Source organism: Achromobacter sp. JCM 18799 (assembly GCF_055395645.1).
Window position 1 is genome coordinate 6,828,051 of record NZ_AP043866.1, and the last position, 15,186, is coordinate 6,843,236.

Here is a 15,186-nt window from a genome sequence, read left to right on the forward strand (position 1 = left end):
GTGAACAACTCTTGAGCCTCTGCAAAAAAAAACGCCCGATGAAGGTTCATCGGGCGTTCGTTCATGGGCAAAGCCTATGCTGGCATGGAGTGTAGGGGCTGGGCCTACAGCACATCTCCGGCATAGTCGGCCAGGCGCGAACGTTCGCCCCGCTGCAGCGTGACGTGCCCGGAATGCGGCCAGCCCTTGAAGCGGTCGACCACGAAGGTCAGGCCGGAACTGCCTTCGGTCAGGTAGGGCGTATCGATCTGGGCGATGTTGCCCAGGCAGATCACCTTGGTGCCGGGACCCGCGCGCGTGACCAGCGTCTTCATCTGCTTGGGCGTCAGGTTCTGCGCCTCGTCGATGATCAGGTACTTGTTCAGGAAGGTGCGGCCGCGCATGAAGTTCAGCGACTTGACCTTGATGCGCGAACGGATCAGGTCCATGGTGGCGGCGCGGCCCCAGTCCCCGTTGCCTTCGCCTTCACCCATGTTAAGGACGTCCAGGTTGTCTTCCAGGGCGCCCATCCAGGGCAGCATCTTCTCTTCTTCCGTACCCGGCAGGAAACCGATGTCTTCGCCGACCGGCACCGTGACGCGGGTCATGATGATTTCGGTGTAGCGCTTGGTTTCCAGTACCTGGGTGATGCCCGCGGCCAGCGCCAGCAGCGTCTTGCCGGTGCCCGCCTGGCCCAGCAGCGACACGAAGTCGCATTCCGGATTCATCAGCAGGTTCATGGCGAAGTTCTGCTCGCGGTTGCGCGCGGTGATGCCCCAGACGTTGTTCTTGCCGTGGGTGTAGTCGCGCAGCGTGGCCAGCACCGCCATCTTGCCGCTGACCTCGCGCACCTGCGCATACAGCGGCATCTGGCCTTCGAAGTAGACAAACTGGTTGACCACGAACTGCGAGCACAGCGGGCCATGGATGCGGTAGAAGGTGGTGCCGCCCTGTTGCCAGGATTCGACATCCTTGCCGTGCTTGTTCCAGAAGTCCTCGGGCAGCTGCATCACGCCCGAATACATCAGGTCCGAGTCCTCCATGACCTGGTCGTTGTAGTAGTCTTCCGCGGCCATGCCCAGCGCGCGCGCCTTCAGGCGCATGTTGATGTCCTTGGACACCAGCACGACTTCGCGTTGCGGGTACTTTTCCTGCAGGGCGCGGACCACGCCCAGGATCTGGTTGTCGGCCTTGCCCATGGGCAGGTCGGAGGGCAGCGTGCTGTGGATCGCGGTCGTCTGGAACATCAGCCGGCCGGTGGCGTCCTTGTTGCCCAGCTTGGTCAGCTCAAGTCCTTCGTCCAGCTGGGTCGCGTCCTGCACCAGCGCGTCCAGCGAACGGCTGACCTGGCGCGCGTTGCGCGCCACTTCGGACATGCCCTTTTTCTGGTGATCCAGCTCTTCGAGCGTCATCATCGGCAAGAAGATGTCGTGCTCTTCGAAGCGGAACAGCGAACTGGGGTCGTGCAGCAGCACGTTGGTGTCCAGCACGAACAGCTTGCGCGGCTCGTTCTGGGCGCGCGCCTTGGCGCGTTTGGTTGGAGCCGGAGTGGTCTTGGCGCGGCGCGTCTCGGCGCGCGGGGCGGGGGCCGCGGGCGCCGGCGGCGGCACCTGGCGGGCGGGCGCCGGGATCTGCGCCTTGCGGGCCGGGGCTGCCAGGCCCTCGAGTTCGGGCTGGACGAGCAACTCGTTGTCGTCGTCCCCTGCGAGGACTGCCTGGGTACTGGACCGCGCAGCGGCGGTCTTGGTGCTGCGGGCCTGCGCCCGGGCGGATTCGCCCGAGGGGAAGGTCAGGATGGCTGCGGGACGGGTGGGCAACTTCGGAAGCGGCATATTTGTCACTCTCCAGTGTGGGCCGGCTATAGCGCCTGACGGGTAAAACCTGTGCTGACGGCTAACCGATGCTCTTCGCTGCTTGCAGGACTTCCTTGGCGTGACCCGGGACCTTCACTCCGCGCCACTCCTGCACCAGCACGCCATAGGCATCGATCAGGAAGGTGCTGCGTTCGATGCCGCGCACCTGCTTGCCGTACATGTTCTTCTGCTTGATGACGCCGAACAGATTGCAGACGGTTTCGTCGGCGTCGGAGATGAGGGGGAAGGGAAGCTCGTACTTGGCCTTGAAGTTCTCGTGCGACTTCAACGAATCGCGCGAGATGCCGATGACCACCGCGCTGGCCGCCAGGAACTCGGCGTGCAGGTCGCGGAAATCCTGGCTTTCGGTGGTGCAGCCAGGCGTGTTGTCCTTGGGATAGAAATACAGGATCACGGCGCGGCCCTGGCATTGCTCCAGGCTGATCGGACCTATGGTGCTTTCGGCGGTGAACAGCGGGGCGGGTTTGCCTATGGTCGGCGTCATTTCTGGGATTCTCCGTTGGGGGGGATGAGGGCCACGACCACGCGCCGGCCCTCCGCCATCAGGATGTTGTAGGTGCGCGAGGCGGCGTGCGTGTCCATGATCTCGACCCCGATGCCGATCGCCAGCAGCGGACGCAGCACGTCGGGACGCAGGAACTGCTGGCGCGCGCCCGTGCCCACCAGCAGCACTTCCGGCGCATTCGCGGGGCGGCTGGGGCTGGCTTCCGGTTCGTCCAGAAAGGCCATGGGGTCGCGGACGGGCTCGGACAATCCGGCCGCCTGGCGCAAGAGGGTGGGGGTGATGTCGGCCGGCGACTCAACGGGCCAGTGGGTCACTTCGCCTTCGGGGCCGAACGCGACCGAGGAGGAAAAACGTACCTGGTTGACCTCGATATAGCCATCACCATAGGCGGTGACGGTATTCAGAGCGGCCGTCGCAGGATCGGTATGCAGCTTCAATAAAAACTCCGGCTATATGGCCCGATAATAGCGCATCGGGATGACGCCATGTTGCAGGGTATCCACGAGAGGAGCCCCCACGCCGCACTCGCTGCGCTCGCTTGCTGCCCCCCGAGGGGGCGCGTTTTGCCTTGGGGCGGCCCAGCGGAAAAACGGACCCCCACGCCGCACTCGCTGCGCTCGCTTGCTGCCCCCGCGGGGGCGCGTTTTGCCTTGGGGCGGCCCAGCGGCAAAACGGGGCTTCCTTGTCACGCGATTTCCCTCGAGAGGACGTGAAATCGGCCCCTTTTTTTCGCCATTTGCCGCACGGGCGTCCTTGCGCTAGATTACAGGGTTTTGCTGCACTGCAATCGCATGCCGGTGCGGCGTTTCGGACCCTTTTCCCCTTCGCGCATTCGCGCCCTGGTTTTTTCGCCCTTTTTATCGCCCCTAAGGATTCCCATCATGAGGAAGTTCTCTCGCATCGAGCGTCTGCCCCCGTACGTTTTCAACATTACCGGCGAGCTCAAGATGGCGGCGCGTAGGCGTGGCGAAGACATCATCGACATGTCGATGGGCAATCCGGACGGCGCGACTCCCAAGCACATCGTCGACAAGATGGTGGAAGCGACGACGCGTCCGACCACGCACGGCTATTCCGTGTCCAAGGGCATCCCGCGCCTGCGCAAGGCGATCTGTGACTGGTACCAGCGCCGCTACGCGGTCGAGTTCGATCCGGATTCCGAAGCCATCGTCACCATCGGTTCCAAGGAAGGCCTGGCGCACCTGATGCTGGCCACGCTGGACCGCGGCGACACCGTGCTGGTGCCGAACCCCAGCTATCCGATCCATATCTACGGCGCGGTCATCGCCGGCGCCAATATCCGTTCCGTGCGCATGACGCCGGGCGTGGACTTCTTCGAGGAACTGGAACGCGCCGTGCGCGAGTCCATTCCCAAACCCAAGATGATGGTGCTGGGCTTTCCCAGCAACCCGACCGCGCAATGCGTGGACCTGTCGTTCTTCGAACGCGTGGTGGCGCTGGCCAAGGAACACGACATCCTGGTGGTGCACGACCTGGCCTACGCCGACATCACCTTCGACGGCTACGTGGCGCCGTCCATCATGCAGGTGCCTGGCGCGCGCGATGTCGCCGTCGAGTTCTTCACGATGAGCAAGAGCTACAACATGGCCGGCTGGCGCATCGGCTACATGGTCGGCAACCGCGAGCTGGTCAACGCGCTGGCGCGCATCAAGAGCTATCACGACTACGGCACGTTCACGCCGATCCAGGTGGCGTCCATCGCCGCCCTGGACGGTCCGCAAGACTGCGTGAACGAAATCGTGGCGCAGTACCAAAGCCGCCGCGACGTGCTCGTGCGCGGCTTGCATGAAGCAGGTTGGAATGTGGAAATTCCCAAGGCGTCCATGTACATCTGGGCGCAGATCCCCGAACCCTACAGGGCGATGGGCTCTTTGGAATTTGCCAAGCGTGTCCTGTCGGATGCGAAGGTGGCCGTGTCCCCCGGGATCGGCTTCGGCGAGTATGGCGACGAATACGTGCGCTTCGCCCTGATCGAAAACGAGCAGCGCACCCGGCAAGCGGTGCGAGGCATTAAAGACATGTTCCGCAAGGACGGATTGCTGCGGTAGGACCACCCCCGAAGCGCTGCGCGCTTCCCCCTCAAGGGGGCGCCGCAGCGGACCGGCAAAGCCGGCTCCGCGCGGCCCCGCGTGGCGCTGCCAAGTGTGGAGTCGCTCGTACAGCAGTTATGGAGAACTGAAATGAATTCCCCTCAACGCCCGCCCGCAGAAGGCGCCGCGATGAAACCCATGAAAGTCGGCCTGCTCGGTCTGGGCGTGGTTGGCGGAGGCACCTGGTCGGTGCTGTCGCGCAACGCGGAAGAAATTGCGCGCCGTGCCGGCCGCCGCATCGAAGTGACCCGCGCCGCGGTGCGCGACGTGGCCAAGGCGCGTGCGCGCGTGGGCGACGCGATCCAGGTCGACACCGATGTGCGCGCGCTGGTGCGCGATCCTGAAATCGACATCGTGGTCGAACTGATCGGCGGCGACACGCTGGCGCGCGAGCTGGTGCTGGAAGCCATCGCCAACGGCAAGCACGTCGTGACCGCCAACAAGGCGCTGCTGGCCAAGCACGGCAACGAGATCTTCGCCGCGGCCCATGAGCGCGGCGTGATGGTGACCTTCGAAGCGGCCGTCGCCGGCGGCATCCCCATCATCAAGGCGATCCGCGAAGGCCTGACCGCCAACCGCATCCAGTGGGTGGCCGGCATCATCAACGGCACCACCAACTTCATCCTGTCGGAAATGCGTACGCGCGGCCTGCCGTTCGCCGACGTGCTGGCCGAGGCGCAGCGCCTGGGCTACGCCGAAGCCGATCCCACGTTCGACGTGGAAGGCGTGGACGCGGCCCACAAGCTGACCCTGCTGGCTTCGCTGGCTTTCGGCGTGCCGGTCCAGTTCGACCGCGCCTACATCGAAGGCATTTCGCAGCTGGCCGCCGAGGACATCGAGCATGCCGAACGCCTGGGCTATCGCATCAAGCTGCTGGGCGTCACCAAGCGCCGCCCGGACGGCATCGAGCTGCGCGTGCATCCGGCGCTGGTGCCGGCCGAACGCCTGCTGGCCAACGTCGAAGGCGCGATGAACGCCGTGCTGGTCAAGGGCGACGCCGTCGGTCCCACGCTGTACTACGGCCAGGGCGCGGGCGAAGAGCCCACCGCCTCGGCCGTGGTGGCCGACCTGGTCGACGTGACCCGCCTGCACACCGCGGATCCGGGCAACCGCGTGCCGCACCTGGCCTTCCAGCCGGATGCCATGTCCGACACGCCGATCCTGCCGATCGAAGAGGTCAGCACCTCGTACTACCTGCGCCTGCGCGTGGACGACCAGCCGGGCGTGCTGGCCGACATCGCCCGCATCCTGGCCGACCGCTCCATCTCCATCGGTTCGATGATCCAGCAGCCGTCGCACATCGGCGGCGCCGACATCATCTTCCTGACGCATGAGGCAGTCGAAGGCAACGTCAATCAGGCGATCGAGCGCATCGAAGCCCTGCCGTTCGTGCGCTCGAAAGTGACGCGCCTGCGCGTGGAAAATTTGCTATGAAATACATCTCCACCCGCGGCGGCATGACGCCGCTGCAATTCTCGGACATCCTGCTGGAAGGCCTGGCGCCGGACGGCGGCCTGGCCGTGCCGGAGCAACTGCCCCAGGTTTCTGCGGAAACGCTGGAGTCCTGGCGCGGCCTGCCGTATGCCGACCTGGCGTTCGAAGTGCTGTCGCTGTTCGCCACCGACATTCCGGCTGATGACCTGCGCCGCCTGACGCGCGCGGCCTACAACCAGCAGACCTTCAACAGCGAGGACATCGTCCCGCTGCGTCCGCTGGACGGCGGCCTGTCGCTGCTGGGCCTGTCCGAAGGGCCGACGCTGGCCTTCAAGGACATGGCCATGCAGTTCCTGGGCCAGGTCTTCGAATACGTGCTGGCCAAGCGCGGCACCACCCTGAACATCGTGGGCGCCACCTCCGGCGACACGGGTTCGGCGGCGGAGTACGCCTTGCGCGGCAAGAAGGGCGTGGCGGTGTTCATGCTGTCGCCCCATGGCCGCATGAGCGCCTTCCAGCGCGCGCAGATGTATTCGCTGCAGGACGAGAACATCCACAACATCGCCGTGCGCGGCGTGTTCGACGAGGCCCAGGACATCGTCAAGGCCCTGGCCGGCGATCTGGAGTTCAAGAGCAAGTACCGTCTGGGCGCGGTCAACTCCATCAACTGGGCGCGCATCGCCGCCCAGGTGGTGTACTACTTCCATGGCTGGCTGCGCGCCACCAGCAGGGCTGGCGAGCAGGTGTCGTTCGCGGTGCCTTCGGGCAATTTCGGCAACATCCTGTCCGGCCACATCGCGCACAGCATGGGCCTGCCCATTCGCCGCCTGGTGCTGGCCACGAACGAGAACAACGTGCTGGAAGAGTTCTTCCGCACGGGCGTCTATCGTCCGCGTCCCGCCGAGCAGACCTACGCCACCTCCAGCCCGTCCATGGACATTTCGCGCGCTTCGAACTTCGAGCGCTTCGTGTTCGACCTGGTCGGCCGCGACGCGGCCCGCGTCAAGGAACTGTGGGCCGGCATGGCGCGCGACGGCTCTTTCGACCTGTCCGCCCTGAAGCCGCAGTTCGAGGAGCGCTATGGCTTCGTGTCGGGCGCAAGCACGCACGAAGACCGCCTGGCGACGATCCGTTCGGTCTACGATGAAACCGGCGTGCTGATCGATCCGCACACCGCCGATGGCGTCAAGGTCGCGCGCGAGTTCGTCGAGCCTGGCGTGCCCATGCTGGTCCTGGAAACCGCCTTGCCGGCGAAGTTCTCGGAAACCATCGAAGAGGCCCTGGGCCGTCCGGCCACGCCCCCGGGCAATCTGGCGGATCTGGAATCCCTGCCGCAACGCGTCGAAATCATGGATTGCGACGCGGCCGCCGTGCGTCGCTTCATCGAGGCGAACGCCAAGGTGTAAAGGCCGCTTGCGTCTTGTATGCGTGTGCAACCCCTCGCAGGCTTGGCCTGCGAGGGGTTTTTTTCATTTTGGCGGGTCAGCAGCTTTACCTTCGCATGCATTTTGACCACAACCCGTCACGAATGCGGGGACAGTGTCAGATACAGTGAATTCACGATTCACTTTCGGAGAACACGCCCATGAAACTGAAGACCATGACGCTCGCCCTGGCCGTGACCGGATTCGGAGTACTGGCGGGATGCTCGTCTCCGTCGGTCATTCAGCAGCGGGACGGCAGCTCGACCGTGACGCCGGATAAGCCCCAGTACGACAAGGATTCGGGCATGTACGAATACGACAAGGACGGCAAGAAGGTCCAGATCAACAAGGACGACGTGAAGTCCATCGAACAGGTGAAGTGATCGCCGTTCCGATATGGCTTGCCCATGAAAAAAGCCCCGGCCGCTCAAGGCGCCGGGGCTTTTTCGTTGGCGCGGGGCGCCTGCAGCGTTACTGCTTGGCTGCTTCTTCGGCGTGGTAGCGGCCGACGCGGTCGACTTCGTTCTTCGAGCCCAGGATCACGCTGACGCGCTGATGCAGCTTGTCGGGCTGGATCTCCATGATGCGCTGCGTGCCGTTGATCGCGGCGCCGCCGGCCTGTTCGACCAGGAAGCTCATGGGATTGGCTTCGTACATCAGGCGCAGTTTGCCGGCCTTGCCGGGTTCGCGGGCGTCCCAGGGATACATGAAGATGCCGCCGCGGGTCAGGATGCGATGCACATCGGCCACCATGGAGGCGATCCAGCGCATGTTGTAGTCCTTGCCCAGCGGGCCGGTCGTGCCGGCCAGGCAGTCGTCGACGTAGCGCTTGACCGGGGCAGCCCAGTGGCGCATGTTCGACATGTTGATGGCGAACTCCTTGGTGTCTTCCGGCACGCGGATGTTCTCGTGCGTCAGCACCCACGAGCCCATTTCGCGGTCCAGCGTGAAGCCCACCACGCCATTGCCGATGGTCAGCACCAGCATGGTCTGCGGACCGTAGACGGCATAGCCGGCCACGACCTGCTTGTCGCCCGGCTGCAGGAAGTCCTGCTCGCACACGGGCGCGCCCGACACGTCATGCGGCGCGTGCAGCACGGAGAAGATGGTGCCGATGGAGACGTTGACGTCGATGTTCGAGGAGCCATCGAGCGGATCGAACAGCAGCAGGTATTCGCCCTTGGGGTAGCGGTTCGGGATCAGATGGATGGTCTCCATTTCTTCCGAGGCCATGGCCGCCAGGTGGCCGCCCCATTCATTGGCTTCGAGCAGGATTTCGTTGGACAGCACGTCCAGCTTCTTCTGCACTTCGCCCTGGACGTTCTCGCTTTCCAGGCTGCCGAGAACGCCGCCGAGCGCACCCTTGCTTACCGCATGGCTGATGGCCTTGCAGGCGCGCGCGACCACCTCGATGAGCAGCCGCACTTCCGGTGCGAGGGCTTGGGCGGAGCGCTGCTGCTCCACCAGGTATTGGGTCAGTGTTTTACGTTTCAAAGGAACCTCCTATGCTGCGAATTCTAAAGCCTTGGATACGATTTCCTGCACATTGCGCGACAGGCCTTCCTGGGCGCGCACCCGCTGCAGGGCGGCCTGCATGGGCGTGCGCAGGGCGGGCACGAAGCGTGCCCAGTTGTCCAGCGCGCGCGCCAGGCGGGCGGCGATCTCGGGGTTGAGGGCGTCCAGCGCCAGCACCTGCTCGGCCCAGAAGGCGTAGCCGGTGCCGTCGGGGTGATGCATGCCGCGGGCGTTGTTCAGGCAGAACTGGAAGATCAGCGAGCGCGCGCGGTTCGGGTTGCGCAGGGTGAATGCGGGGTGCTGCATCAGCTCGCGCGCGGTCTGCACGGTGGTCGAGCGGGCCGCGGCCTGCAGGGCGAACCACTTGTCCACCACCAGGGCGTTGTCGCGCCATTTGTCGTAGAAAGCGGCAAGCGCCTTATGCGGGAAGTCGCCCTGGCCGAAATTGATCAGCGCGGACAGCGCCGCCATGCTGTCGGTCATGTTGCCGGCCTTCTCGTACTGCTGCTCGGCCAGGCGCTGGGCATCGAGTTCGCCCGCCGCCATCAGGTGGCTGAGCGCCAGGTTCTTCAAGGCGCGCTTGCCGGCCGGAACCGGCGCCGGGCTGTATTCGCCCGGCGTCTGGTTGTCGTCGAATGCCAGGCGGAACTCGGCGGCCAACTGGCGTCCCAGTTCGGCACGCAGGAAGTCGCGTGCGACCGCCAGGGCAGGCGGGTCCACCTGCTGCATGCGTTCGGCCAGGGTCTTTTCGGACGGCAGGGCCAGGGCGCGGGCGCGGTAGGCGGCGTCCAGAGCCGGATCGGTCAGCAGCGCGCGCCAGGTCTCGATGAAGGCGGCGTCGGCATGCAGGGTCTTGCCGGCTTGGCGGGCCTCGGCCAGCGCCAGGATCTGGCGGGTGGCGAATTCCTGGCCGGCCTCCCAACGCGCGAAGGGATTGCCGTCGTGCGCCGACAGCAGGGCCAGTTCTTCGTTGGTCCAGTCGTAGTCGACGATGACCGGGGCCGAGAAGTCGCGCAATAGCGACGGCACAGGACGCTCGTCGATATCCTCGAATATCCATTGCTGGCTTTGCTGCGTCAGTTCCAGCAGCGCGGTGTCCAGGACCGCGCCGGCATGGCGCAGCGGCAGTGCGCGGCCGTCGCGGTCCAGCAAGCCGATGGCGAACGGGATGTGGAAGGGGGCCTTCACGTAATCGGCGCCGGCCTTCTTTTCCACGCCGACCGGCGGGCATTCCTGGGTGAGCGTCACGGTGCAACGGCGCGTTGCGGCGTCGTGGTCGAGCTTGACGGTCACGCGCGGCGTGCCGGCCTGGCGGTACCAGCGGCGGAACACGGACAGGTCGCGGTCCGGATGCTGGCGCACGTAGACGGATTCCATGGCGGCCACGAAGTCGTCGCAGGTCACGGCCTGGCCGTCATGGCGGCGGAAGTACTCGTCCATGCCGGCGCGAAAGCCCGCCTCGCCCAGCAGGGTGTGCTGCATGCGGATGACTTCGGCGCCTTTCTCGTACACGGTCGCCGTGTAGAAGTTGCCGATCTCCTGGTAGCTTTCAGGCCGGATCGGATGGGCCATGGGGCCGGCGTCTTCCGGAAACTGGGCGGCGCGCAGCGCCACCACGTCGTCGATGCGCTTGACCGCGCGCGCGCTCGCGGCCTCGGCGGCATCCATGCCGTGGGCCATCATGTCGGCGCTGAATTCCTGGTCGCGGAAGACGGTCAGGCCTTCCTTCAGGCTCAGCTGGAACCAGTCGCGGCAGGTGACGCGGTTGCCGGTCCAGTTGTGGAAGTACTCGTGTCCGATGACGGATTCGATGCCTTCATAGTTGGCGTCCGTGGCCGTATCCGCATCCGCCAGCACGTAGGCGGCGTTGAAGATGTTCAAGCCCTTGTTTTCCATCGCGCCCATGTTGAAGTCATGGACTGCCACGATCATGAAGCGGTCCAGGTCCAACTCCAGGCCGAAGCGGCTTTCGTCCCAGCGCAGCGCGCGCACCAGCGAATCCAGCGCCCATTCGGTCTTGGATTCCGAACCTGGATCGCTGTAGACCTGCAGCAGCACGTCGCGGCCGCTGGACGTCTTGACGGTGGTTTCGCGGTGCGTGAGCTTGCCGGCCACCAGCGCGAACAGGTAGCAGGGCTTGGGGAAGGGATCTTCCCATTCGACCTCGTTGCGGCCGTCGGGCAGTTGGCGCGTGGCCAGCAGGTTGCCGTTGGAAAGCAGCACCGGATACTCCGGCTGGGCGCGCAGGGTCACGCGGTAGCGCGACATCACGTCGGGCCGGTCGGCGAACCACGTGATGCGGCGAAAGCCCTCGGCCTCGCATTGGGTGAAGAAGTTGCCGCCCGAGACGTACAGGCCCATCAGCGTGGAATTGGCCGACGGTTTGCAGCGGCTGACGATTTCCACCGTGGCGCTGGGCGGCAGGCCGTAAAGGGCCAGGCTGTGTTCGGACAGGCGATAGCGGTCGGCGGGCAGGGGCGCGCCATTCACGCCTACCGAGACGAGCTCCAGGTCTTCGCCGTCCAGGATCAGGGCGGCGTCGGCGCTGGCCCCGGCCTTGCGCTGCACTTGCATCGTGCAGCGCACTTCGGTCGCGTCCGGCGCGAGATCGAAGGCGAGGGCGACTTCGGGAATGTCGTAGGGGTAGGGCTGGTAATCCTTGCGATATACGGTTACGGGCGTGTCTGTGCGCATGGGATTGCAGTCCTGTATGAACGAAGGCTCTATTGTAGTGGCTGGGCATGACGCACCGCCCTGGGCCGTTTGGCGTACCGTAAACTTTTTGTAGCGGTCTGAGTCAAAGTCAGTATCATGGCGCCGTCGCGCGCCGCAGAGGTGTCAAATGTCGAGGTTGTCCATGTTCAATATGCGCCGCTGGGCCGGTCTGCTGGCCGTGGCGGGGGCGTTTGCCCTGACGGGTTGTGCCGCTCCCACGGTTTCCGCGAGGGTCACTTCCTTTCAGCAATGGCCCGCGGGCGTGGAGGGGCAGACCTACCAGTTCATCGCTGCCGATGCTTCGCAAAACAACAATCTTGAATATCAGTCCTATCAGGACATGGTGCGGGCCGGCATAGGCGCGACCGGCCTGGTCGAGGCCAAGCCCGGCGCAAAGGGTCGTTTCGACGTGTCGTTCAACTACGGCACCACGCAGACCCAGATAATGGTGCAGCGTCCATACGATCCATATTTCTATGGCGGCTACGGCTATGGCGGTTTCTACGGCCCGCGGCCGTGGGGAGCGGGGTATGGCTACTGGGGGCCGGAATGGGTCGACGTACCCATGGCCGTGCAACGCAATACCCTCACCCTGCATATCTATGACACGCAGCGCGGCGGCGCCGAGGTATACCGTTCCAGCGCTTTCATACTGAGCGAGCGCGACGATTTCCTGCGCACCATGCCGTACCTGGTACGCGCAATATTTGATAATTTTCCCGGGAATAATGGCGCGGAGCGCGAAATCCGCTTCCCGGTGCAATGAAATCGGGCGGCCTTTTGAGGCCTGTCTTTAAATAAAATCGGCGCACCAATATGGTGCGCCGATTTTTTTCTTACTGGCGGATAGGTTTTTATTCTTTGATAAGAAAACTGTCGCGGGTTGCGCCTGCGGCTTCTTCCGCGGCGAGCCAGCGGGGAGCCTTGCCACGGCCGCTCCACGTTTCCCCTGTTTGAGGATGGCGGTACTTGGGCGCAACGGCGCGTTTGGCGGCGTTGGCCGGACGGGCAGCGGGGCCAGCCTTGCGGCGGCCACCGGCGGCGGCGGCGCGGGCGGGCTTGCCGGCGCCATAGGCTGCGACGATCTCTTCAGGCGTGATGTCGTACTCGCGCATCGACGTGATGATCTGCGTGATCACGGGCTTGCGACGCTTGGTTTGCAGGACTTCAGCCTTCTTTTGTAGCTTGTTGATTTCCTTTTCGATCTTTGCTTGCAGTGCTGCGTAGGATTCTCGGGCCATGGTTTATTCCTGATTATGGAACTGCTGTAATCGCCGGCGAAGTTATTGTGTAATTGTTGTGCTTCGCATAATACAGAAGTTACGGCTTGACTTCCTGGTTTCTGATGCAATTACTTTGTATCAAAAGAGTCCGATACCGTTTTTCGGTCTGGGAGTGCCCGCAACGAGCCAAGTATTGGGAAGGATATTCTCGAATTTGGGACAACTTGAAACAATAGGGGTATTGGTTCACGAGGCGGACGAATAGCCGCGCATGCCCTTGCATCTGTTCGGTTTGTCTCGCAAAGCGCGCAAATACGGGGCTCCAGGCCTGACGTCCCGCATCGGACCTGCCGCGGGTGCGGCGTTTGCGGAAGTCTGATGACGCAACGGCGGGAACAAATGAATAGTCTTGCGGTCTGATATTCGCCAGGCATGGTCCGACAGGATTCTGTGCTATGCGCCCAGCGGTCTCATTGGCGTATTTCATTTTCATGTCAAGTTGTATGACGAGTTTGGTGCGCGCCTCGGGAATACCTTTGCCTGTATGCCTGCTGGTCGAAAAAGTCCTATGAGCACCCGAAAAAAGGGGCGCATCGAACATTGTTTGAGCTTGTCGGTGCAGCCCGGTATGTAATATTCCGACCCCGCCCGCACGCGTAAATAATGCCCGTGGTATTTTTCGCCCCAGCGTGTTTCCCGGCGGGGCGCGCGGCCCGACGGCCAGGCCGCGCCAGCGTTACGATATGATCTCGAGTATCACCGCGAGCGCGCGCCAGCGCGCCGCCGCCTCCTGTACAGAGCCCCATGAAAATCATCGATCCCGCCATTGCTTCCCTCGCCACCGCCAAATCCCTGCTGCTAGACCCCTGGGGCCTGACCGAGGCGGACATGGCGCGCGCGCTGGGTGAGATCTTCACTCACAAGGTCGACTACGCCGACCTGTATTTCCAGTACACGCGCAGCGAGGGCTGGAGCCTGGAAGAGGGCATCGTCAAGACCGGCAGTTTCTCGATCAGCCAGGGCGTCGGGGTACGTGCCGTGAGCGGCGAGAAAACCGCCTTTGCCTATTCGGATTCGCTGTCGCCCGAAGCGCTGTTGTCGTCTGCGCACGCGGTGCGCGGCATCGCGCGCCGCGGCGCCGGCAAGGTAAAGGTGGCGGCGCAGGTCGAAGCCGAGATCGGCCGCAGCCTGTATGCCGATATCGATCCGGTTGCCACCTTGAGCGCTCCCGAGAAGGTCGCGCTGCTGGAACGCGTGGAGCGCATGGCGCGCGCCCGCGATCCGCACGTGATTCAGGTCATGGCTGGCCTGGGCGCCGAATATGACGTGGTGTTGGTGGCCGGCAGCGACGGCCGCCTGGCCGCCGACGTGCGCCCGCTGGTACGCTTGTCGCTGACCGTCATCGCCGAGCGCAATGGCCGCCGCGAAATGGGTCACGCGGGCGGCGGCGGCCGCCTGGGCCTGGCCTATTTCACGGATGAAATGCTGCAGGGCTACGTCGAGCGCGCGGTGCACGAGGCCATGGTGAACCTGGAAGCGCGCCCCGCGCCGGCCGGTGAAATGACTGTCGTGCTGGGTTCGGGCTGGCCCGGCATCCTGTTGCACGAGGCTGTCGGCCACGGGCTGGAAGGCGACTTCAACCGCAAGGGGTCCAGCGTGTTCTCGGGCCGCATCGGCGAGCGCGTCGCCTCCAAGGGCGTGACGGTGGTCGACGACGGCACCATCCCCGATCGCCGCGGCTCGCTCAACATCGACGACGAAGGCAATGCCACCCAGCGCAACGTGCTGATCGAGGACGGCATCCTGCGCGGCTATATGCAGGACACGCTGAACGCGCGCCTCATGAAGACCGCCGCCACCGGCAACGGCCGCCGCGAATCGTTCGCGCACCTGCCGATGCCGCGCATGACCAACACCTACATGCTGGCGGGCGACAAGCCGGCCGAGGAAATCGTGTCGTCCGTCAAGCGTGGGCTGTACGCGGTCAATTTCGGCGGTGGCCAGGTCGACATCACCAACGGCAAGTTCGTGTTTTCGGCGTCCGAAGCCTACATGATCGAAAACGGCAAGGTGACCTATCCGGTCAAGGGCGCCACCCTGATCGGCAACGGTCCGGACGCCATGAACCGCGTCACCATGATAGGCAACGACCTGCAGCTGGATTCCGGCGTGGGCACGTGCGGCAAGGATGGCCAGAGCGTGCCCGTGGGCGTGGGCATGCCCACGGTCCGCATGGAAGGCCTGACCGTCGGCGGCACCGCCTGACTCAAAAACACGGATGACGGCTCGAAAAATTTGTGCTAGAGTCAATCCCCATGAAATTCGCGTCCCCCGCCTTTTATTTTTATTTTTATGGTTTTCTGAAGCCGCTGGCGGAGGAAGGGACGCGCTCAATCTGAAGTTTGG

At 64.2% G+C, this 15,186-nt stretch carries 12 protein-coding genes; 6 read left to right on the forward strand and 6 right to left on the reverse strand.

The genetic code is table 11. From position 1 onward, the window contains the following. Window positions 1–104: 104 nt before the first annotated feature. The 3 genes from ACZ5YA_RS32310 to ACZ5YA_RS32320 all read right to left on the reverse strand — a co-directional run bounded on the left by ACZ5YA_RS32310 (window position 105) and on the right by ACZ5YA_RS32320 (window position 2,795). Window positions 105–1,811: a PhoH family protein gene (locus ACZ5YA_RS32310; RefSeq protein ID WP_464091734.1), complete on the reverse strand. Its 1,707-nt coding sequence runs from the start codon at window positions 1,809–1,811 to the stop codon at window positions 105–107. A gap of 61 nt (window positions 1,812–1,872) precedes the next feature. Next, window positions 1,873–2,337, reverse strand: a complete 465-nt coding sequence (locus ACZ5YA_RS32315; protein ID WP_054451079.1) for a peroxiredoxin — start codon at window positions 2,335–2,337, stop codon at window positions 1,873–1,875. Then, window positions 2,334–2,795: an Mth938-like domain-containing protein gene (locus ACZ5YA_RS32320; RefSeq protein WP_059379176.1), complete on the reverse strand. Its 462-nt coding sequence runs from the start codon at window positions 2,793–2,795 to the stop codon at window positions 2,334–2,336. The genes ACZ5YA_RS32315 and ACZ5YA_RS32320 overlap by 4 nt, the downstream gene beginning before the upstream one ends. A 444-nt stretch (window positions 2,796–3,239) precedes the next feature. Between ACZ5YA_RS32320 and alaC the strand changes: the two genes are divergently transcribed. From alaC to ACZ5YA_RS32340, 4 genes are all read left to right on the forward strand, one after another. After that, entirely contained in the window at window positions 3,240–4,427 is a 1,188-nt protein-coding gene (gene alaC / locus ACZ5YA_RS32325; RefSeq protein WP_054451081.1) for an alanine transaminase, read from the forward strand. A 171-nt stretch (window positions 4,428–4,598) separates the two neighbouring features. After that, complete coding sequence (locus ACZ5YA_RS32330; RefSeq protein WP_118932195.1) at window positions 4,599–5,903, forward strand: homoserine dehydrogenase; 1,305 nt, start codon at window positions 4,599–4,601, stop codon at window positions 5,901–5,903. After that, window positions 5,900–7,309 (forward strand): threonine synthase, encoded by a 1,410-nt coding sequence (gene thrC, locus ACZ5YA_RS32335; protein WP_464091735.1) that lies wholly within the window; start codon window positions 5,900–5,902, stop codon window positions 7,307–7,309. The genes ACZ5YA_RS32330 and thrC overlap by 4 nt, the downstream gene beginning before the upstream one ends. Before the next feature lie 179 nt (window positions 7,310–7,488). After that, the gene (locus tag ACZ5YA_RS32340; protein ID WP_059379174.1) at window positions 7,489–7,710 is read left to right on the forward strand and encodes a YgdI/YgdR family lipoprotein; all 222 of its coding nucleotides are present in this window, start codon (window positions 7,489–7,491) and stop codon (window positions 7,708–7,710) included. An 88-nt stretch (window positions 7,711–7,798) separates the two neighbouring features. On the opposite strand, the gene ACZ5YA_RS32345 is transcribed toward ACZ5YA_RS32340, so the two are convergent. Both ACZ5YA_RS32345 and pepN read right to left on the reverse strand, forming a co-directional pair. Further along, window positions 7,799–8,821, reverse strand: a complete 1,023-nt coding sequence (locus ACZ5YA_RS32345) for a class 1 fructose-bisphosphatase (protein ID WP_059379173.1) — start codon at window positions 8,819–8,821, stop codon at window positions 7,799–7,801. Window positions 8,822–8,830: 9 nt separating this feature from the next. Then, window positions 8,831–11,536 (reverse strand): aminopeptidase N, encoded by a 2,706-nt coding sequence (gene pepN, locus ACZ5YA_RS32350; protein WP_464091736.1) that lies wholly within the window; start codon window positions 11,534–11,536, stop codon window positions 8,831–8,833. A 148-nt stretch (window positions 11,537–11,684) separates the two neighbouring features. Here pepN and ACZ5YA_RS32355 point away from each other — a divergent pair, with 148 nt between their 5' ends. Then, on the forward strand, window positions 11,685–12,323 hold the full coding sequence (locus ACZ5YA_RS32355; protein ID WP_118932198.1) for a DUF4136 domain-containing protein: 639 nt from the start codon (window positions 11,685–11,687) through the stop codon (window positions 12,321–12,323). 88 nt (window positions 12,324–12,411) lie between these two features. Here the strand turns inward: ACZ5YA_RS32355 and ACZ5YA_RS32360 are convergent, their stop codons facing one another. Next, window positions 12,412–12,798 carry an H-NS histone family protein gene (locus ACZ5YA_RS32360; protein WP_118932199.1) on the reverse strand — a complete coding sequence of 129 codons (387 nt, stop codon included), beginning with the start codon at window positions 12,796–12,798 and terminating at the stop codon, window positions 12,412–12,414. A 786-nt stretch (window positions 12,799–13,584) separates the two neighbouring features. Here ACZ5YA_RS32360 and tldD point away from each other — a divergent pair. Continuing rightward, a complete protein-coding gene (tldD, locus tag ACZ5YA_RS32365; RefSeq protein WP_013392574.1) occupies window positions 13,585–15,045 on the forward strand; it encodes a metalloprotease TldD in 1,461 nt (486 codons plus the stop codon). The last annotated feature ends 141 nt before the right edge of the window (window positions 15,046–15,186 follow it).